At 75.4% G+C, this 18,327-nt stretch carries 17 protein-coding genes; 8 read left to right on the top strand and 9 right to left on the bottom strand.

The genetic code is table 11. The annotated features are described in order from the left end of the window. Nucleotides 1-8 precede the first annotated feature (8 nt). The 4 genes from AB0O09_RS07695 to AB0O09_RS07710 form a co-directional block, all read right to left on the bottom strand. Nucleotides 9-1,118, bottom strand: a complete 1,110-nt coding sequence (locus AB0O09_RS07695) for a winged helix DNA-binding domain-containing protein (RefSeq protein ID WP_363540655.1) — start codon at nt 1,116-1,118, stop codon at nt 9-11. Then, nucleotides 1,115-1,813 carry a glycerophosphodiester phosphodiesterase gene (locus AB0O09_RS07700; RefSeq protein WP_363540656.1) on the bottom strand — a complete coding sequence of 233 codons (699 nt, stop codon included), beginning with the start codon at nt 1,811-1,813 and terminating at the stop codon, nt 1,115-1,117. Before AB0O09_RS07700 ends, AB0O09_RS07695 begins: the two co-directional genes overlap by 4 nt. 35 nt (nt 1,814-1,848) lie before the next feature. Beyond that, entirely contained in the window at nt 1,849-2,265 is a 417-nt protein-coding gene (locus AB0O09_RS07705) for a TOBE domain-containing protein (protein WP_359988571.1), read from the bottom strand. 165 nt (nt 2,266-2,430) lie between these two features. After that, nucleotides 2,431-3,624, bottom strand: a complete 1,194-nt coding sequence (locus tag AB0O09_RS07710) for an ROK family transcriptional regulator (protein ID WP_363540657.1) — start codon at nt 3,622-3,624, stop codon at nt 2,431-2,433. Nucleotides 3,625-3,712: 88 nt separating this feature from the next. Here AB0O09_RS07710 and AB0O09_RS07715 point away from each other — a divergent pair, with 88 nt between their 5' ends. Continuing rightward, complete coding sequence (locus tag AB0O09_RS07715) at nt 3,713-4,903, top strand: MFS transporter (RefSeq protein WP_363540658.1); 1,191 nt, start codon at nt 3,713-3,715, stop codon at nt 4,901-4,903. 110 nt (nt 4,904-5,013) lie between these two features. Further along, complete coding sequence (locus tag AB0O09_RS07720; protein WP_363540659.1) at nt 5,014-6,042, top strand: S66 peptidase family protein; 1,029 nt, start codon at nt 5,014-5,016, stop codon at nt 6,040-6,042. 18 nt (nt 6,043-6,060) lie between these two features. Here the strand turns inward: AB0O09_RS07720 and AB0O09_RS07725 are convergent, their stop codons facing one another. Further along, entirely contained in the window at nt 6,061-7,389 is a 1,329-nt protein-coding gene (locus AB0O09_RS07725) for a cytochrome P450 (RefSeq protein ID WP_363540660.1), read from the bottom strand. A gap of 77 nt (nt 7,390-7,466) precedes the next feature. Here AB0O09_RS07725 and AB0O09_RS07730 point away from each other — a divergent pair, with 77 nt between their 5' ends. The 6 genes from AB0O09_RS07730 to AB0O09_RS07755 all read left to right on the top strand — a co-directional run bounded on the left by AB0O09_RS07730 (nt 7,467) and on the right by AB0O09_RS07755 (nt 12,741). Beyond that, nucleotides 7,467-8,411, top strand: coding sequence for a deoxyribonuclease IV (locus AB0O09_RS07730; RefSeq protein ID WP_363540661.1), 945 nt, complete (start codon nt 7,467-7,469; stop codon nt 8,409-8,411). Then, complete coding sequence (locus AB0O09_RS07735; protein WP_363540662.1) at nt 8,408-9,106, top strand: VTT domain-containing protein; 699 nt, start codon at nt 8,408-8,410, stop codon at nt 9,104-9,106. The genes AB0O09_RS07730 and AB0O09_RS07735 overlap by 4 nt, the downstream gene beginning before the upstream one ends. A gap of 130 nt (nt 9,107-9,236) precedes the next feature. Beyond that, entirely contained in the window at nt 9,237-9,746 is a 510-nt protein-coding gene (locus AB0O09_RS07740) for a DinB family protein (protein WP_363540663.1), read from the top strand. 278 nt (nt 9,747-10,024) lie between these two features. After that, nucleotides 10,025-10,420: a cell division protein SepF gene (locus tag AB0O09_RS07745; protein ID WP_363540664.1), complete on the top strand. Its 396-nt coding sequence runs from the start codon at nt 10,025-10,027 to the stop codon at nt 10,418-10,420. Between the two features lie 147 nt (nt 10,421-10,567). Continuing rightward, nucleotides 10,568-11,122 carry a helix-turn-helix domain-containing protein gene (locus AB0O09_RS07750; protein WP_363540665.1) on the top strand — a complete coding sequence of 185 codons (555 nt, stop codon included), beginning with the start codon at nt 10,568-10,570 and terminating at the stop codon, nt 11,120-11,122. After that, entirely contained in the window at nt 11,119-12,741 is a 1,623-nt protein-coding gene (locus AB0O09_RS07755) for an MFS transporter (protein ID WP_363540666.1), read from the top strand. The genes AB0O09_RS07750 and AB0O09_RS07755 overlap by 4 nt, the downstream gene beginning before the upstream one ends. A gap of 52 nt (nt 12,742-12,793) precedes the next feature. Here AB0O09_RS07755 and AB0O09_RS07760 read toward each other — a convergent pair whose 3' ends face one another. The 4 genes from AB0O09_RS07760 to AB0O09_RS07775 form a co-directional block, all read right to left on the bottom strand. Beyond that, nucleotides 12,794-14,107, bottom strand: a complete 1,314-nt coding sequence (locus AB0O09_RS07760) for a hypothetical protein (protein ID WP_363540667.1) — start codon at nt 14,105-14,107, stop codon at nt 12,794-12,796. Between the two features lie 254 nt (nt 14,108-14,361). Continuing rightward, entirely contained in the window at nt 14,362-15,384 is a 1,023-nt protein-coding gene (locus tag AB0O09_RS07765; RefSeq protein WP_363540668.1) for a citrate/2-methylcitrate synthase, read from the bottom strand. Between the two features lie 251 nt (nt 15,385-15,635). Beyond that, entirely contained in the window at nt 15,636-16,658 is a 1,023-nt protein-coding gene (locus AB0O09_RS07770; RefSeq protein ID WP_363540669.1) for a DMT family transporter, read from the bottom strand. 52 nt (nt 16,659-16,710) lie between these two features. Further along, a complete protein-coding gene (locus AB0O09_RS07775; protein WP_363540670.1) occupies nt 16,711-18,324 on the bottom strand; it encodes a class I adenylate-forming enzyme family protein in 1,614 nt (537 codons plus the stop codon). Between the last annotated feature and the right edge of the window lie 3 nt (nt 18,325-18,327).

Here is an 18,327-nt window from a genome sequence, read left to right on the forward strand (position 1 = left end):
GACGGAGCCTACTCGACCGGTGCGATCACCGTCCGGCCGTCCGTCGCGCCGGTGAAGGCCAGCACCCGGGCGGCCTCCTCCTCCACGCCGGCCCGCGCACCGCGCGGCAGCGGCGCGAACGGACGGACGGTCAGCACCCCGTCCTCGGCCTTCCAGCTGCCCGCCACCAGGCCGTCCACCAGCACGGTGCCGAGCACGATCCCGTTCACCGTCATCACCCGGGTGCGGTACTCCTCCGGCAGCACCCGACTGCGGTCGGCGTGCGAGAGCAGCAGGTTGTCGAAGGGGGCGAGCAGCCGGACGGGGGCCGGCACCGAGGCGTCCGGGCGGGGCGCCCCGGGCAGGTCGTACAGGGTGCGGCCCCGATCGTCGCGCAGCCGTACCAGCCGGTCGCCGAGCCGGGTCAGCACCGGGCCGATCCGGGTGAGGCCGGACCACTTCTGCACGTCGGCGGCGGTCGCCGGGCCGAAGGCGGCGAGGTGGCGCAGCACCAGCCCGTCCAGGTCCGGTGCCGGGTCGAGCGGGCGGCCGAGCCAGTGCTCGGCGGTGGTGTGCGCGGCCGGACCGCCCCGCCCCCACAGGCCGCGCGGCGGCACCTGGACGAGCGGCAGCGCGCACCGGGCGGCCTGGGCGAGCGCCGCCGGCTCGCTCGCCGGGTACGCCGGGGCGAGCAGCGGGCCGAGCTGCCGGAAGGTCAGCGGTTCCGCCTCGACGAGCGCCCGGGCCCGGTCGGCGAGCGCGGCGAGGTCGCCGGCCGGGTCGGCGAGGTCGAGGTCGGGCAGCCGTTCGGCGTACGAGGTGCGCAGCCAGCGGTGGTGCACCGGCTGCAGCAGCGGACGCAGGGTCAGGCAGTCCTCGGCGGTGACCAGGTGGATGGTGCCGCGCTGCAGGGCGATCCGGACGGCCGCGCGCTCCTCCAGCAGGGCGGTCAGCTGCTCGGGGCGGAAGCCCTCGATCCGGCTGAGCAGGCCGAGGTAGGGCGGTTCGGGGGCGGCCTGGGCCTGCAGGCCCACCAGGTGGCGGACCATCGCCGCGGCGTCCAGGGTGCTGCGTTCCAGCAGGTGCTGACGGGCCAGCAGTGCCCGGCCGAGGGCGCGGGCGGTCAGCGGCGCGCTCACGCGTCGAGCTCCCGGCGGAGCATGTCGATGCGGTTGCTGGTGACCGAGTCGACGCCGGTCCTCAGCATGCGGCGGACGGTGCGGCGCAGGTCGACCGTCCAGGTGGAGACGAGCAGGCCGGCGTCGTGCGCCGCGTCGACGATCCGGGGCTCGACCATGCCGAAGGGCGGGTTGAGGTAGCGGGGCCGCAGGTCGTCGAGGAGCGGGCGGCCGGGCAGCCGCGGCTGACGCCAGGTCAGGGCGATCTCGGCGTCCGGGTCGAGGGCGCGGACGGCGAGCATGGCGGCGGTCGGCCCGCAGTAGGCGACCCGGTGCGCGGCGCCGAGGTCGGCGACGGCGTGGTGCGCGGCGGCGGCCGGGCCGGGTTCGTCGAGGTCGATCAGCAGGCGGGTGGCGGGCGTCTCGGCGACCGCCTTCAGCGCCTCGGTGAGGGTGGGCACCCGGGGGCCGGCGGGGTCGCCGACCTCGGCGAGCTCGTCCAGGGTGAGCCGGTGCACCGGCCGCGGGTCCTCCCAGAGCCTTTCGAGGGTGGGGTCGTGCAGCAGGACGGGCACGCCGTCGCGGGTCAGCCGGACGTCCACCTCGACGGCGTCGGCACCGGCCGCGGCGGCCGACTCGACGGAGCGCAGGGTGTTCTCGCGGTACCGGTAGGGGTCGCCGCGGTGGGCGACGGCGAGCACGGGCGGGCGGCTCATGGGGCGGGCGTCTCCTCGGACGGGGTGGCGCCGCGTCAGCGCCGTTCGATCACCACGTTGGTGGACTTGATGACGGCGGTCGCGGGCGCTCCGGGCACCAGGGCGAGCTCCTCGGCCGACTCCCGGCTGATCAGCGACACCACCCGGAACGGGCCGGCCTGGATCTCCACCTGCGCGGCGACGTCGCCGAGCACCACGTCGGTGACGATGCCGGGGAAGCGGTTGCGGGCGGACGACGGCCGGCCCTCGGCCTCGGCGTTCTCGGGCTTGGCGAGTTCGCGGGCGAAGGCGGCGAGCCGGTCACCGGGGATGATCCGGTGGCCGTGGTCGTCCCTGGTCGCGTCGAGCCGGCCCGCGTCGACCCACCGCCGCATGGTGTCGGCGCTGACGCCGAGCATCGCGGCGGCCTCGCCGATGCGGTACGGGTGGACCGGCCGGTCGGGCTGGGCCATGGGGCTCTCCTGGCGTTCGGTTCGGGTGGTGACACCGGTACAGGGGTGCGCGCCGGATGTCCGCGGGCCATCCTGCCCTACCCCGAGGCCCTGCGGGTAACCGGCCGCGGGGGCGGGCGGGCAGCACCTCGGGTGCGCGTGGGGCACCTCCCGGCCCCGGGTCGGTCAGGCGCCGCCGAAGAGGTCGCGGCGGACGGCGTCACCCGCGGTGAGCACGGCGCCGGCGAGGACGGCGCCGCCGCCCGCGGTGCCGGCCCGGACCTCGGTGCGCAGCGGGACGAGCCGGGCGATCTCGCGTTCGACGCGGCTCGCGAGCCGATCACCGCCGGCCCGGCCGATCTCGCCGCCGAGCACCACGCAGCCGGGGTCGAGCACCGCGCAGACCGAGGCCGCGCCGAGCGCGATCCGGCGGGCGTACTCGTCGAGGAAGGCGTCGACCGCGGGGCCGCCGGCGGCTGCGGCGCGCCGCACCACGTCCTCGCCGAGCGGGGCGCTGGTCGGCGGGCCGGCCGGTTCGGGGACGGGCAGGCCGTGGGCGCGGGCGAGGTCGCAGACCGCGGCGGAGGAGACGAGGGTGTGGAAGCCGCCGGAGTCGCAGCCGCCGTCGCCGCTCGGCAGACCGGAGCCGTGCACCGGGAGGTAGCCGATCTCGCCGGTGCCGCCGGTGGCGCCGCGCCGCAGCCGGCCGTCGAGGACGACGGAGGCGCCGACGCCGTGGCTGAGCCAGATCAGCACGAAGGTGTCGCGGTCGCGGGCGGCGCCGAGCCGGTGCTCGGCGATGCCGGCGAGGTTGACCTCGTTGTCGACGGTGACCTCGGTGCGCGGGTCGGCGCGCAGCGCGGTGAGCAGTTCGGTCTGGTGACGGGAGAGGGCGCCGGAGTTCTGGTGCTCGCCGGTGGCGGGGTCGAAGAGGCCGGGTGCGCCGACGGCGACGGTGTGCAGGCGGTCGGCGCCGGCTTCGCGGGCGGCCCGGGCGAGGGCGTCGAGGGTGCGTTCGGCGAGCCGTTCGTCGGCGCCGGCGACGGTCGCGGCGGCCCGGGTGCGTCCGGTGAGGTCGGCGACGACCAGGTCGACGCCGGTGGTGCGGACGTCGACGCCGGCGAGGAAGGCGCGGTCGGCGACGAGGGCGTAGAGCCGGGCGTTGGGTCCGCGGCGCTGCTCGCCGCTCTCGCCGACGACGGCGACCAGGCCGGCCCGCTGGAGCCGTTCGAGCAGGTCGGCGACGGTGGGGCGGGAGAGTCCGGTGAGGCCGCGCAGCTCGGTGGCGGTGAGCGGGCCGCTCTCCAGCAGGAGGTCGAGCGCCAGCCGGTCGTTGATGGCCCGGGCGGTGCTGGGCGTCGCCGTGCGCGCGGTCGTCATGGAAGCGCATCTTTCCAGAGGTTTTTATCAGGGTCCCTTCCTGATAGTTTATCGGAGTCATGCTGGACAGACCGGAGAGGACGATCGCATGGCAGACGAACTGCACGGCGTACGGCGCGCCAGAGTGGGCATCGCCCTGGTCTTCGCCGTGCACGGCGCGGTGACGGGCACCTTCGCCACCCGCATCCCCTGGCTCCAGGACCACCTGGACCTCGGCCCCGGCGAACTGGGGCTCGCCCTGATCGCGCCCGCGGTGGGCTCCTTCCTGGCCATGCCGCTGGCCGGACGGATCGTGCACCGCTACGGCGAGCGGGCCGCCGTCCGCGCCCTGCTGATGGCGTGGACGCTCGCCCTCGCCCTGCCCGCCCTCGCCCCGAACCTCGCCGCGCTCTGGCTCGCCCTCTTCGTGTACGGCGCCAGCGCCGGCATGTCCGACGTGGCCATGAACGCCCAGGGCGTGGCGGTCGAGGAGCGGCTCGGCCGGTCCGTCATGTCCGGGCTGCACGGCATGTGGTGCGTCGGCGGCCTGGTCGCCTCCGGCTTCGGCGTGCTCGCCGCCCATCACGGCCTCGACGCCCGGGTGCAGTTCGCGCTCGCCGCGGCGGTGCTCACCGGCCTCGCGGCGGTCGTCACCCGCCCGCTGCTGGACGTCCGCCCGGAGCCGGAGGAGGAGGCGCCACCGCGGTTCGCGCTGCCGCCGCGCTCGGCCCTGCTGATCGGCCTGGTCGGCTTCTGCGCGGTCTTCGCGGAGGGCGCCAGCATGGACTGGGGCGGCGTCTACCTGCGGGACGTCACCGGCGCCTCGGCCGGCACCGCGGCCGCCTGCTACTCGGCGTTCGCCGCCACCATGGCCGCGGCCCGGCTGGCCGGCGACACCGTGGTGGAGCGGCTCGGCCCGGTGCGCAGCGTCCGGCTCGGCGGCACGGTCGCCACCGCCGGCGGCCTGCTGGTGGTCTTCTCGACCGGCGCCTGGACGGCCATCCCCGGGTTCGCGCTGATCGGCATCGGCATCGCCGTGGTCGTCCCGCTCGCCTTCGCCGCCGCCGGCAGGTCCGGCGGCAACGCCAGCCAGGCCATCGCGGGCGTCGCCACCGTCACCTACACCTCCGGCCTGGTCGCCCCGGCGATCGTCGGCGGCATCGCCCAGGCCACCTCGCTCACCGTGTCCTTCGCGGTGGTGACGGTGCTGGCCGCCGCACTGATCCCGTCGGCCGGCGCCCTGCGCCGCAGGACGACCGCGAACCGCACCCCCGTCCGCGTCCCCGCCCACGTGGACTGACGGACCGGGTGGCCCACGAGGGGCGCGTGGGGGCACCCCACGCGCCCCTGACATCGCCGCCCCCTGAATTGGCCCACCCTCGCACCGCTGCCGATGCCATGATCACCGGCATGCCGATACGTTTCCCGCAACCCCTGCTCCCCGGCGACCGGATCGCCGTGACCTCTCCCTCCAGCGGTGTCCCCGAGAACCTCCGCAAGCGCCTGGACGTGGCCGTCCGCACGGTCGAAGACCGCGGCTTCGAGGTCGTCCTCGGCCGCTGCATGGACGGATCCGGGCACGTCAGCGCACCGGCGGCGGAGCGCGCGGCCGAGCTGACCGGCATGCTGACGGACCCGGCCGTGCGGGCCGTGGTGCCGCCGTGGGGCGGCGAGACCGCGATCGACCTGTTGCCACTGCTCGACTGGGACCGCATCCGTGCCGCCGAGCCGACCTGGCTGGTCGGCTTCTCCGACCTGTCGACCGTGATGACCCCGCTCACCCTGCGGACCGGGATCGCGACCCTGCACGGCAACAACCTGATGGACACCCCGTACGAGGTGCCCGAGGGCCTGCTGTCCTGGCTGGACGTCGTCTCGCTGCCGGCGGGCGGCCGCTTCGCGCAGACCCCGCCCGACCGCCACCGGGTGAACGGCTGGGTCGACTACGCCGAGTTCCCGGAGGTCCGCGAGCTCGTCCTCGACGGCCGGGGCACCTGGACCCGCCTCGACGGCGACGGCGGGCTGGACGTCGAGGGCCGGCTCGTCGGCGGCTGCGTCGAGACCCTGTGCAACATCGCGGGGACGCCCTACGGCGACGTCCCGGCCTTCGCCCGCGAGCACGCCCCCGAGGGCCTGCTGGTGTACGTCGAGGCGTCCGGCGACGACGCCTACACGATCTGCCGCAACCTGCACGGGATGCGGCTCTCCGGGTTCTTCGACGCCGCCAACGCCGTGCTGGTCGGCCGCACGGCCGCGCCCGACGGCCGGTCGCTGACCCAGCACGAGGCGGTGCTGGACGCCCTCGGGCCGCTCGGCGTGCCGATCCTCGCGGACGTCGAGTGCGGCCACGTCCCGCCGTACCTGCCGATCGTCAACGGCGCCCTCGGCCGGGTCGTGCACACCGCCGACCGCCGGGCGCTCGTGCAGACCCTGGCCTGACGGGACGGCCGCCGGCCCTCACACCCGCACCGGCAGCGCGGTCAGGGAGCGGCTGCGCAGCGACCGCCGCCGGGTGAGGACCGCGGGGTCGGCGTCGAGGGCCAGCCGCGGGAAGCGGCGCAGCAGCGCCCCGACGGCGATCTCGTTCTCCGCCCGGACCAGGGCCGCGCCGACGCAGAAGTGCGGGCCGCGGCCGAAGGCGAGGTGCGGCGGGCCCCGGCGCGCCGGATCGAAGACGTCCGGATCGGGGACGTGGGCGGGGTCGCGGTCGGCCGCGGCCCAGGACAGCCAGACCCGCTCGCCCGCGCCGATCCGGGTGCCGGCGACGGTGAGGTCCTCGGTGGGGAAGCGGCGCACGGCCAGCATGGCCGGCGGGTCCCACCGCAGCACCTCCTCGGTCACGGCCGGCAGGCCCAGCCGCCCCGCGCGGACGGCCGCCAGGTGCTCCGGCCGGGTCAGCAGGGCCAGCACGGTGCCGGAGATCAGGCCGACCGTGTTGTGGTAGCCGGCGAAGAGCAGCAGGAAGGCCATCGCGAGGAGCTCCCGTTCGGTGAGGCCCGGCTCCCCCGTGGGGCGCTCCCCCGCCGGGCCGTCCCCCACCCGGCTGTTCCCCGCCGGGCACTCCCCCGGCTGCCCCTCCCGTTCGGCGGCGATCAGTTCGGACAGCAGGTCGTCGCCCGGTGCGGCCCGTTTGTGGGCGATCAGCTCGCCCAGGAAGCCGTGCATGGCCCGCATCGCCTCGCGCGATCGTCCGGGGGCGCCGGGGTCGGGCGAGAGCAGGGTGTCCGTCCAGGCCCGGAAGTCGACCCGGTGTCCGGCCGGGACGCCCAGCAGGTCGCAGATCACGGCGACGGACAGCGGGGCGGCGAGGTCGGCGACCACGTCCCCGCGGCCGCGGGCCTCCACCGGGTCGAGCAGCTCCTCGGCCGCACGCCGGATCGGTTCGCGCAGCGCCTCGGTGCGCCGGGGGCCGAGTGCCGCGGCGACGAGGCGGCGCAGTCGGGCGTGGTCGGTGCCGTCCCGGTTGAGCAGGTGGGCGTCGAGTTCGGGCGGCAGGGAGTCGCCGGCCGTGCCGCGGCTCCGGGCGTGCCGCTTGTCGAGGGCGAACCGGGGATCGGCGGCCGCCTCGCGGACCTGCTCGTACCCGGTGATCAGCCAGACCGGCGCGGCGTCGGGGGCGACCGCCCGGTGGATGGCGCCGCGGCGGTGCAGGGCCGCGCAGGCACCGTGCGGGTCGGTCAGGAAGGCCCCGTCCAGCGGGACGGGCTCGTCGGCGGTCGGCAGCACCGCGTCCTCCTCGGTCTCGGCACGGCACACCGCGGACGGGGCGACGTGCGACGGCAGCATGATCGCAGAGCCTGCGGCGGGCCGGGGCGGGTCGGCGGATTTCCGCCTGCGGGGCCGGATCGGGCATGCTCGCCGCCATGGACCTCCCCGTCGCCGTCCCCGCGCAGCGCAATCCGGTCGGCGCCCACGTGCCGGTGGCGGGCCGCGGGCTGGTCGGCACCGGGCTGGCGTACGCGGCCCGGGTCGGCGCGGAGGCCGTGCAGGTCTTCGTCGCCAACCCGCGCGGCTGGGCCACCCCGCCGGGCAATCCGCGGCACGACGAGGACTTCCGCACGGCCTGCGCCGAGCTCGGCATCCCGGCGTACGTGCACGCCCCCTACCTGATCAACTTCGGGTCGGAGTCGGCCGTCACCCGGGAGCGCTCGGCCGGGTCGCTGCGGCACTCGCTGCACCGTGCGCACGCGATCGGCGCCCTGGGCGTGGTGGTGCACACCGGTTCGGCGCTCTGCGGCCCGCGCTCCGCGGCGCTCGCGCACGTCCGCTCGCACGTCCTGCCGTTGCTGGACGAACTCGGGGCGTTCGGCGTCGGTGCCCCGCAGCTGCTGCTGGAGCCGACCGCCGGCCAGGGCAGTTCGCTGTGCGGGCGGATGTCCGACCTCGCCGACTACACCGACGCGTTGGACGGCCACCCGCTGGTCGGGGTCTGTCTGGACACCTGCCACGCCTTCGCCGCCGGGCACGACCTGGCCGCCCCGGGCGGGACGGCGGCCATGCTGGCCGAGCTGACGGATGCGGTCGGACCGGGCCGGCTCAAGCTCGTCCACGCCAACGACTCCCAGGACGTGCTCGGCGCCCGCAAGGACCGGCACGCCAACATCGGGGCGGGTCACATCGGGGCGGACGCCTTCGGCGAACTGCTCGCCCACCCGGACACCGCCGGTGTCCCGCTGATCATCGAGACCCCGGACGGCCGGCACGACCCCGACCGGGTCGAGGGCGCCCGGCACGGCCAGGACATCCGCCGGCTCAAGGAGCTGCGCGCGGCCGCGGGCGCACCGGCCCTCACGGGCGTTCCGGCATGAGCGGCGCAGGGCCGGCAGCCGCACAGGACGTGCAGCAGGACGAACAGGAAGCCGAACGGGACCGCCGGGCCGGCCGACTGCGGCCGGTGCTGCTGGTGCTGGTGCTCGCGGCGGCGGCCGCCTCGCTGCTGCTGTGGAGCCCGGTCGACGCGCTGGGCGGCGGGCACGGGCCCTGGCGGCTGCCGATCGCACTGGCGGTGTACACCCTGGGCACGCTGGCCTTCGTCCCGAAGCCTGCGCTCAACGCGGCCGCCGGGCTGCTGCTGGGCACCGCGGTGGGCCTGCCGCTCGCGGTCGCCGGGACGACCCTGGGCGCGGCCGCGGCGTTCTGGCTCGGCCGCACCCTCGGCCGGGACGCGCTGCGCCCGCTGCTGCGCGCCCGGGCGGCGGCCGCGGTCGACCGGCGACTGACCGAGCAGGGCTTCCGCAGCGTGCTGCTGCTGCGACTGGTGCCGGGCGTGCCGTTCCAGCCCGCCAACTACGCCTGCGCGCTCTCCGGTGTGCGCCCGGCGCCCTACCTCGCGGCGACCGCCCTCGGGGTGCTTCCGGGCACCGCGGCCTCCGTGGTGGCCGGTGCGAGCGCCTCCTCGCCGACCTCCCCGGCCTTCCTGCTGTCCACCGGGGCGGTCGTGCTGATGACGGCGGTGAGCGGCGTCTCGCTGCTCCGCGCCCGCCGGGCGGCCGCCGCGGGCTGATCCGCGGAGCACTCCGCCGGCGGGCCGGCCGGGGCCCGCGGCGCGCCGACGTGCCGCGGACCGGGTGCCGGGCGCGACACGCCCGATAATCGGTGGCAGCCGCTCCCGACGCTGCCTCAGGATGTCCGGCATGACGACCGAACGCATCGATCCGCCCCTCGCCGCCGACGAGACCTCCATGCTCACCGCCTGGCTGGACTACCACCGCGCCACCCTGCTGCTGAAGACCGAGGGCCTCGGCCACGACCGGCTCCGCGAGCGCTCGGTGCCGCCGTCCTCGCTCAGCCTGCTCGGCCTCGTCCGGCACATGGCCGAGGTGGAGCGGTACTGGTTCCTCTCCGTCCTCCAGGGCCAGGAGTTCGAGGAGGGCATCTTCTGGACCAAGGACGACGAGGACGGCGACTTCAACCAGGTCGACACCGCCGACGTGGAGGCCGACTTCGCGACCTACCGCACCCAGGTCGAGCTGGCCCGGGCGGCCGCCGCCGGGCTGCCGCCGGAGACGGTGGGCAAGCGGCCGCGCCGCGGCGAGGAGGTCACGCTGCGCTGGATCCTCGTCCACATGATCGAGGAGTACGCGCGGCACAACGGACACGCCGATCTGATCCGCGAGCGGATCGACGGCGCCACCGGGGAGTGAGCAGGGGCTGACGCCGTTACAGCTTCGTTGACGGATCGTCAACTTCCCGAAGCTGCCTCCCCATATGGTCTACACGCGGAACCGTCCGGCGACCTGCGGCGTCGCACCGGTTGTCGGGATCACCCGGCGATCGGGCGCGCCACGACCCGGACGGCGGTCGCGTGCGGGCACCGAACCGGTGATCAGTGCGATACTCGGACAGTTCCAACAAGTGGATGACGTGTCAAAAAGACACGCCCACGGGGGGCGCGTACGGGTCGGGAGAGGGAGGCGCGGCAATGGGAGCACTTCGCGACGAGCACCACAACGGGTGGCTGATGCCCTCCGGCAACTACCCCGCTGCGGCGTACGAAGACGCGTGGGACACCGAGGACACCCTGCCGTCCGTTCCGGCGCCCGCGGCGAAGATCGTGTCGCTGAAGCCGACCGGCTTCGAGGCGGCCCGCACCGTCGGCGAGCACCTGCGCACCGGCACGCCGGTCGTGATGGACCTGAGCGAGATGGAGGACCCCGAGGCGAAGCGCATGATCGACTTCGCCTCCGGCCTGGTCTTCGGCACCCGGGGCGGCATCGAGCGGATCGCCCGCCGGGTCTTCCTGCTCACCCCGCCGGACGTCGAGGTGACGGTGATCGACCGCCCGCTCGACAGCGGCGGCTTCTACAACCAGAGCTGATCCACCCCTCCCCGACCGGGGGCGGCACCCGCCGTCCCCGGTTTTCCGTTGCCCGGAAACGGGTGCATCACGGCACGACCCCGTCTCAGCCAGGATTCTGCGCTCCCGTTTGAGACATTCATGTCTCACATGCTCTACACTCGACTCATGGCCACCGATCGCGACTCCGTCCTCGAGGCAGCCGTGGGCGTGCTCTCCCGCCGCCCCACCGCCCACCTCGACGAGATCGCCCGCGCCGCCGGGATCAGCCGTGCCACGCTGCACCGGATCTTCCCGGGCCGCGAAGCGCTGATCCGCGAGGTCGGCATGCTCAGCCTGCGGAAGTTCGCGGACGCCTGCGACACCGCCGTGATCGAGGACGGACCGGCGGACACCGCCCTGCGCCGACTGGTCGACGCCGTCGTCCCCGACGCCGCACTCTGCGCCTTCCTCGCCGGCGAGAACCAGCTCTACGACGACCCCGAGATCAACGACCTGTGGGAGGCGCAGGACGCCCGCGTCCGCGCGCTCTTCCTCCGCGGCCAGCAGCAGGGCGTCTTCCGGATCGAACTCGCGGCCGGCTGGCTCAGCGAAGCCTTCTTCGACCTCGTCGCCGGCGTCGGCTGGGCCGTCCAGGACGGACGTCTGGCCCCCCGCGACGGCGCGTACTCGCTCACCGAGCTGTTCCTCGGCGGAGCCCTCAGGAGATCGGAACCCTCATGACCGGCACCCACGTCCAGGCCCGTGCGCAGCACCGCTGGGCCGGCCTGGGCGTACTCGTCCTGGCCGTCACCCTGGTCGCCCTCGACGCGACCGTCCTCTCCCTCGCCATCCCGTCGATCAGCGAGACACTCCGCCCGAGCGGCACCCAGCTGCTGTGGATCGGCGACGCGTACTCCTTTGTCCTCGCCGGACTGCTCGTCAGCATGGGCGCGCTCAGCGACCGGATCGGCCGCAAGCGGCTGCTGCTGCTCGGCTCCACCGCCTTCGGCGCGGCCTCGCTGCTCGCCGCCTACGCGCCGAGCGCCGGCTGGCTGATCCTGGCCCGCGCCCTGCTCGGCGTGGCGGGTGCCACCATCATGCCGTCCACCCTGTCGCTGATCCGCGCGCTCTTCCCGGACGCCCGGGAGCGGGCCACCGCGATCGGGATCTGGGGCGCGGGCGCCACCGCGGGCGCGGCGCTCGGCCCGCTGGTCGGCGGCCTGCTGCTGGAGCACTTCTGGTGGGGCTCGGTCTTCCTGCTCAACCTGCCGGTGCTGGTCCTGCTGCTGGCGTTCGGCGCCTGGCTGCTGCCGGAGTCCCGCGACCCGCGGCCGGGCCGCTGGGACGTCGCGAGCGTCGCCCTGTCGATGGCCGGTGTGATCGGCGTCGTCTACGCGGTCAAGGAGGCCGCGGCGCACGGCCCGTTCGAGCACTGGACGGTGCCCGCCGCGTTCGTCGTCGGTGCCACCGCGCTGGTCCTCTTCGTCCGCCGGCAGCTGCGGCTGGAGACCCCGCTGCTCGATGTCCGGCTGTTCGCCGATCGCCGGTTCACCGCGGCCGTGGTCGCCACCCTGACCTCGCTGATCGGGCTTTCCGGCGTGATCTTCTTCATGTCGCAGTACCTGCAGCTGGTCCGCGGGCTGTCCCCGCTGTCGGCCGGCATCGCGGAACTCCCGGCCTTCGCCGGCGCCGTGGTCGGCGGTCTGCTGACCGTCCGCGCGGCCCGCCGGTTCGGCACCCGTGCCACCCTGACGGCCGGTCTGCTCGCCATGGGCGCGGGCATCGCCGTCCTGGGCCTGATGCACCGCGACAGCACCTATCTGCTGCTCGGCGCGTCCTTCCTGGCCGTCGGCACGGCCGAGGGCGTCGTCTACACCCTCTCCTCCGACCTGGTGCTCGGCGCCGCCCCGGCGGAGAAGTCCGGCGCGGCCTCCGCCGTCTCGGAGACCGCCTACGAGCTGGGCACCGCGCTCGGCATCGCGCTGGTCGGCTCGGTGGTCACCGCGATCTACGCCGGTGCGGTGACCGTCCCGGCCGGGGTGGACGCCGCCGCGGGCGAGCAGGCCCGCGAGTCGATCGGCGGCGCGGTCGAGACCGCGGCCGCCCTTCCCGGCCCGCTCGGCGCCCGCCTGCTCGACGACGCGCAGCTCGCCTTCGTGCACGGCGTCAACGTGGCGGCCTGGCTCTCCGGCGCCCTGCTGCTGGTCGCCGCGGCCACCGGCTGGTGGCTGCTGCGCACCCGCCACGGCCACGGCCCGGCCGCACCGGCCGCCACCACCGACACGACCGCGGCCACGGCCACGGCCGGCGCCATCGCCGGTGAACGGCCCGGGGCACGGGCCGCCGAGAAGGTCTGCTGACCCGGGCAGCACGCGGCCGGGGCGGGTCGGCCGTCCGACCCGCCCCGCCGGTTCAGGCGAACTTCGAGCTGGGCACCGGGCCCGCCGACCGCACCCGGTCGCGCGGGCCGGTCAGCCAACTCCCCCGGACCCGGGCGGCGAAGGCCGCGAGCAGCTCGTCCGGGTCGGCCGGGGTGGCACCGTCGCCCTCGTCGGGCTCGGGCTCGGCGGCGCAGATCTCCTCGGCGAGCTCCTCGGCCGTCCGGTCGTCCGCCGGGGTGCGCTCGGGTTCGCCCGAGTCGCCGATCCGCAGCGACGGCTCCCAGGGCGCGACGACGTGCTGCACCAGCAGGGTGCAGACGTCCGCCGAGACCGCCGGGGTGTCCGTCCAGCAGGTGGCGTGCTCGAACAGCACCTCGCCGTCGGCCCGGTCGCGCAGCGCCGACAGCACCTCCGGCTCGCACGCGTTCAGGTCGTACGCCACCACCAGGGTGTCTGGGGTGCCCGGCCGGTAGGGGGCGGCGGGCAGGCCGAGCAGGTGGGCGGCGGCGAGGCCGAGGGCCCGGCTGCCGCGGTCGGGCAGCAGCGCCACCGAGGCCGGCCGCCGCCCGGTCGCCTCCAGCACCACCGCCAGCCGGTCGAGGCCGCGGCGGCAGGCGTCGAAGCCGTCCTGGTAGAAGGCCCAGCGGCCGGTCATGCCGTCGGCGAAGCCGTACGGCGAGAGGGTGGCCAGCAGGCCGCCGGTCAGCGTGTAGTGCCAGCCGCGCAGGTCGCGGCGGTCGGCCGGGGTGGCGTCCGCGGAGCGGCGCAGCACACGGCGGACGCGGTCCGCCGCCGGGCGCCAGGTCTCCGAGGGCTCGCCGAGGCCGGCGAACACCCGGCCCGCGGTGTCGAGCCGGCCGTCCATCAGGGCGTTGTGGACCAGCAGGTAGCGGCCCGGCCAGTCGGTCAGCAGACCGTCGTGCTCGGTCAGCAGCTCGACGGCGGCAGCGTGCCGCTGCTCGTCCTCCAGCGCGACGGCGAGTTCCAGCAGGATCTGCTGCGGAGCGGTCCGCGTCTCGGGCGCGCGGCGGAACAGGCCGCCGCGGCGCGGCGCCAGGGCCAGCCGCAGCGCCTCCCGCAGGGCGGGCACGGCGAGGTCGGACGCCCCGCGCTCGATGCAGGCGTAGCCGTAGGCGTAGAGCGCGTCCGGCCGGTCGGCGTGGGCGGCGACGGCGGCCGACGCCTCGGCGAGGTCCTCGAATCCGGCGCCCTCGGCGAGCCGGCGGACGAGCGGTGCGCAGTCGGCGGGCGCCAGCGAGTCGGCGGCGTGCCGGAGGGTGCGCATGGCGCCCTGCGGATCGCCCGAGTCGAGGAGGTCCCGGGCCTTGGCGAGTTCGGTGGTCATGAGTCTGCTCCGGAGTGGGCGGGCGGGCACCCACGTCCCGCCGGGCTGGGCCTTGCGGCGGGACGTGGAGCACGACGGCGCGTCGCATGCGGTGCCGCCGACCCTCGGGGCTGCGGCACGGCGGCGGTCATCGGGACGGGCGGCGGCCGCCCTTCCGGTCGTGGTCACACATGCAGGCGATCATGTCGGCCGTCCTCCGCCCGGGGCAATCGGTTTTCCTCCCGTCCCGTCGCCCGGTCGAACCCGACGGGCCGTCAGGCGGCGGCCGGGACGGGGCGGCGGGTGCGTTTCTGGTCGAGGATGTGGGCGGACCAGTCGGCGGTGCGGCCGCAGATGGCCAGGGCGGTGAAGAGGTGGACGGGGACGTCGGCGGAGTCGAGCAGGACGGCGGCCCAGTACTCGGGGCCGGCCGCGGTCGTGGCCGGGGCTGCGCCGACCTCGGCGAGCAGCTCGGCGGCGGCCTCCTCCAGCCGGGCGGCGGCCTCGTAGCGCGGGGCGGCCGTCCGCACCGCGGCGGCACGCAGGGCCCGGGCCCGCCGGGCGGCCGGACCGGCGGCCGGTGCTGCGAACAGCGGCAGTGCCTCCCCGTCGACCAGTGCGGCCCGCGCCACCGCCCGGACGTCCGCACCGTGTTCGGCCTCGGCGACCAGCCGGAGCACGGCGGCCGGGACGGCCCGGTGGCGGGGCCCGGCCATCGCGGCGACCGCGGTGGACAGGCAGGTGGCGACGTCCGCGCCGGTGGAGGCGATCAGCCGGGCCGTGGTGGTGGCGGTGTCGACGGGGTGGACGGCGACGGAGCACCAGTACGCGTCGACGGCGCGGACGTGCTGCGGTTCGGCGGTGCCGCGCCAGCGCAGCAGGAAGCGTTCGGCGGCGCTGCCGCCGGCCTCGATCGCCCAGTGGGGCACGGCGGGCAGGTGCAGGCCGCGGACGGACTGGGCGACGAAGGTGTGGGTGGCGATGGTGGCGCGTTCGAGGTCCTCCCGGGCCTGTTCGTCGCCGATGTCGTGCAGCGGCCCGAGTCCCCAGGCGGGGCCGAGGCCGGCGAGTGAGTTCTGGGTGTCCACCCGGACGTCGCCGTGGCGGACGGGCAGGGTGAGCGGCTCGCCCGGGCCGAGTCCGGGCCAGGGTCTGCCGTCGACGAGGATCCCCCAGACCTCGTCGAAGGTGTGACGGCCGATCAGTTCGGCGGGGTCGAGGGCGGCCGGGGCGAGGGCGGTGAGGTCCTGCGTGGTGGGGTCCTGCGTGGTGGGGTCGGGAGCGGTGAGGTCGGGCATGGGGCGACTCCTCGGTGCGGACCGGCTGCTCGGTCCGGGTGGTGCGGTCCTGGTCGTGCCTGGTCGCGCCTGGTCGTACGGTCCGGGTGGTGCGGGTGGTGCCGGCGGGGTCCGGGTGGTGCGGGTGGTGCGGACCCCGCGGACGCGGACCCCGCCGGGGGTGCCGCGTCCGGGGACGGCTGACGGGCACCGCCCGCCGCGGGCCGCGATGGCCTGCGGGGGACGGTGCCCGGGTGGAGCTCCGGTACGTCTCAGCGGCCGACGCCCGCCGACTGCCCGGCCGGACTGCGCTCGGCCGGCGCGGACGCCGCGGCAGCCGGGACCGCGGCCGGGGCGGGCGCCGCGGCCGCGGCCCGGCGCCGCAGGTAGAGGTTGTTGAGGACGAGGGCGGACGCGGTGAACAGCGCGCCGACCACCTGCATGCCGGCCGGGATCACACCGGTCAGCGCGGAGATGGTGAAGGCGGTGATCGGGACGACGTCCATGAACAGCACGCCGTTCAGCGGGCCGAGGTTGCGGTTGCCGATGTTCCAGGCGAGCACGCCGCCGAAGCCGGCGATCAGGCTCATGTAGGCGAGTTCGGGCAGGATCGTGACGACCGCGTGGCCGGTCGGCACCGCGACGGCGCCGGTGGCGAGCAGCACCGCGGTGATGACCACGGCGCTGCCGAGGCCCAGCACGGTGGTGACGGTCGTGTACTTGATGGGCGACCAGCTCGGGAAGTAGGTCGCGCCGGAGGTGTAGATCACCCAGCAGAGCGCGGCGAAGAGCAGCAGGGCGTCGGCGCCGTAGTTCTGCGGGGTGTTGAAGAGCGCGGCGATGTCGCCCTTGGTGACGACGAGGATGACGCCGACGAAGGACAGCCCGATGAAGGCGAAGGACCACTTGGGCGGCACGACCTTGCGCAGCACCCAGTTCACCAGGAAGCCCATCATCGGCATGGTGGCCATCATGATCGAGGCGATCAGCGCGCCCTGCTCGCCGATCAGGTCCTGGCCGAAGAAGACCAGGAACTGGAAGCCGGCGAATCCGGCGGTGCCGAAGAGCCAGGCGAGGCCGACCCGCTCGCCCTTGAGGCGCAGTCCGGCGACGCCCTCCCGGGCGCGCAGGACGACCACGAAGATCAGGCCGGCGATCCCGTAGCGCAGGCAGGTGAAGGTGAAGGGGTCGATGTACTTCAGCGTCACGTCCATGAGGGGGAACATGGCCCCCCACGAGAGCGTGGCCGCGAGGCACAGCAGGACCCCTCGGGCGTACTTCTTCTGGTCGTTCACAGTTCTCCTGTCAGGGAGTCGGGGTGAGGTGGGGCGGCACGCAGGACGGCGGTCATGCCGTCGCCAGCTCCATGCGGTCGGCCGCCGAGGCCGCGTTCTCCTGCCCGATCAGGTCGAGGACGGTCGACAGCAGCTGCGCGGTGCGCACCTTGCCGGTCGGGCTGTACGGGATCTCGGGGACGGTCACGACGCGCGCGGGCAGCTGCGGTGCGCGGCGCAGGCACGCGGCGAGGACGGCACGGGAGCCGCTCGCCTCGCGCTCGGGGGAGACGGGGGCGAAGGCCGCGACCAGCGTCGGGCCCTCGTCGGGGAGGTCGACCTTGAGGACGGCGGTCTCCCGGACGCACGGGAGCCCGGTGAGCTCGTCCTCGAGGGCGAAGATGTTGACGTCCAGCGGGTGCCGGCCCTCGGCCTTGGTGACGCCGTCGTTGCGGGCGCTGAGCTCGATCCGGCCGCCCTCGTCCATGACGCCGCTGTCGCCGGTGAGCAGGTACTTCTGGGTGCGGCCGGCGTGCTCGATCATCAGGAAGTCGGGCTCGGCGGAGGCGTAGCTGTCCATCAGCTGGTAGCTGGCGATGGCGATCCGGCCGAGCTGACCCTTCGGCAGCGGGCGGTGCTCCGGGTCGAGGACGAGGATGGTGCTGCCGGGCATCGGACGGCCGGAGCGGGCCGGGGCGACGTGCAGCTCCTCGGGGCCGATCATGGTGTTGAGGCCGGTCTCGGTGGTGCCGTAGTACAGGTGCAGGACGGGGCCGAGGCGGTCCCAGGTCTGGTTGATGACCCAGCGGTTGAGGTGGCGGCCGCCGGAGAGCAGGAAGCGCAGCCGGGACGTCCTGTGCAGGTGCTCGGAGGCCGGGTGGGAGACGAGCCGGTTGAGCACCGGGGGCACCATCAGGGTGGTGGAGACGCCCTCGGCGACGATCAGCTCGGCCATCTTCTCGGCGTCCTCGTACGGGCTGAGCACGACCGAGCCGCCGAGCGAGAGGAAGATCCGGGCCCAGCCGGGGCCGGAGGAGTGGTACAGCGGGACGGTGACCATGTGGACGTCGTCCTCGTCGAAGGAGTACTGGTCCACCAGGTCGGAGAGCCGGCGCGCCTCGAACGAGGAGTTGCGGATCACCAGCTTGGGGATGCCGCTGGTGCCGGAGGTGAAGGAGAAGGCGGTGAACGGCTGCTCGACCGGGGTGGTCGGGGCCGGCTCGTAGGCGGCGAGCGCCTGGAAGCAGACCGCGCCGGGGGCGGCCGGGCCGGTGTCGTAGTCGTCGTTCTCCGGGCCTGCCAGGTGGATGCTCAGGACGTCGCGCGCGCCCGGCCAGCCGGACTGCTCCAGCAGCGGGCGGCGCAGCGGGGTGCTGATGAGCACGGTCGGCTGCAGCTGCTCCAGGGCGCCGGCGGTGGCCTCGGGGGTGGTCGTGTAGTCGAGGCCTATGCAGGGCACGCCGAGGGTCGCGCAGGCGGCCATCACGACCACCAGCTCCCAGCTGTTGCAGGACATGAAGGCGGCGCGGGCGGGGCGCTCGGCGGGCAGGTGGTCGGCCAGGCCGGTGGCCACCCGGGCGACCTGCTCGGCGAGTTCGGTCCAGGTGAGGCGGAAGTCGCGGTCCACCACGGCCACGTGGTCGGGGCGCCGGGCGGCGTGCTTGCGGATGTCGTCGAGCTTGATCATGCG

This window comes from Kitasatospora sp. NPDC093679, assembly GCF_040683455.1.
GTDB lineage: Bacteria > Actinomycetota > Actinomycetes > Streptomycetales > Streptomycetaceae > Kitasatospora > Kitasatospora arboriphila.

Excerpts from the sequence above, each read along its gene's own strand:
- AB0O09_RS07700 (WP_363540656.1), bottom strand. The coding sequence starts at position 1,813 with ATGAGCCGCCCGCCCGTGCTCGCCGTCGCCCACCGCGGCGACCCCTAC.
- AB0O09_RS07705 (WP_359988571.1), bottom strand. The coding sequence starts at position 2,265 with ATGGCCCAGCCCGACCGGCCGGTCCACCCGTACCGCATCGGCGAGGCC.
- AB0O09_RS07710 (WP_363540657.1), bottom strand. The coding sequence starts at position 3,624 with ATGACGACCGCGCGCACGGCGACGCCCAGCACCGCCCGGGCCATCAAC.
- AB0O09_RS07715 (WP_363540658.1), top strand. The coding sequence starts at position 3,713 with ATGGCAGACGAACTGCACGGCGTACGGCGCGCCAGAGTGGGCATCGCC.
- AB0O09_RS07720 (WP_363540659.1), top strand. The coding sequence starts at position 5,014 with ATGCCGATACGTTTCCCGCAACCCCTGCTCCCCGGCGACCGGATCGCC.
- AB0O09_RS07725 (WP_363540660.1), bottom strand. The coding sequence starts at position 7,389 with ATGCTGCCGTCGCACGTCGCCCCGTCCGCGGTGTGCCGTGCCGAGACC.
- AB0O09_RS07730 (WP_363540661.1), top strand. The coding sequence starts at position 7,467 with ATGGACCTCCCCGTCGCCGTCCCCGCGCAGCGCAATCCGGTCGGCGCC.
- AB0O09_RS07735 (WP_363540662.1), top strand. The coding sequence starts at position 8,408 with ATGAGCGGCGCAGGGCCGGCAGCCGCACAGGACGTGCAGCAGGACGAA.
- AB0O09_RS07740 (WP_363540663.1), top strand. The coding sequence starts at position 9,237 with ATGACGACCGAACGCATCGATCCGCCCCTCGCCGCCGACGAGACCTCC.
- AB0O09_RS07745 (WP_363540664.1), top strand. The coding sequence starts at position 10,025 with ATGGGAGCACTTCGCGACGAGCACCACAACGGGTGGCTGATGCCCTCC.
- AB0O09_RS07750 (WP_363540665.1), top strand. The coding sequence starts at position 10,568 with ATGGCCACCGATCGCGACTCCGTCCTCGAGGCAGCCGTGGGCGTGCTC.
- AB0O09_RS07755 (WP_363540666.1), top strand. The coding sequence starts at position 11,119 with ATGACCGGCACCCACGTCCAGGCCCGTGCGCAGCACCGCTGGGCCGGC.
- AB0O09_RS07760 (WP_363540667.1), bottom strand. The coding sequence starts at position 14,107 with ATGACCACCGAACTCGCCAAGGCCCGGGACCTCCTCGACTCGGGCGAT.
- AB0O09_RS07765 (WP_363540668.1), bottom strand. The coding sequence starts at position 15,384 with ATGCCCGACCTCACCGCTCCCGACCCCACCACGCAGGACCCCACCACG.
- AB0O09_RS07775 (WP_363540670.1), bottom strand. The coding sequence starts at position 18,324 with ATGATCAAGCTCGACGACATCCGCAAGCACGCCGCCCGGCGCCCCGAC.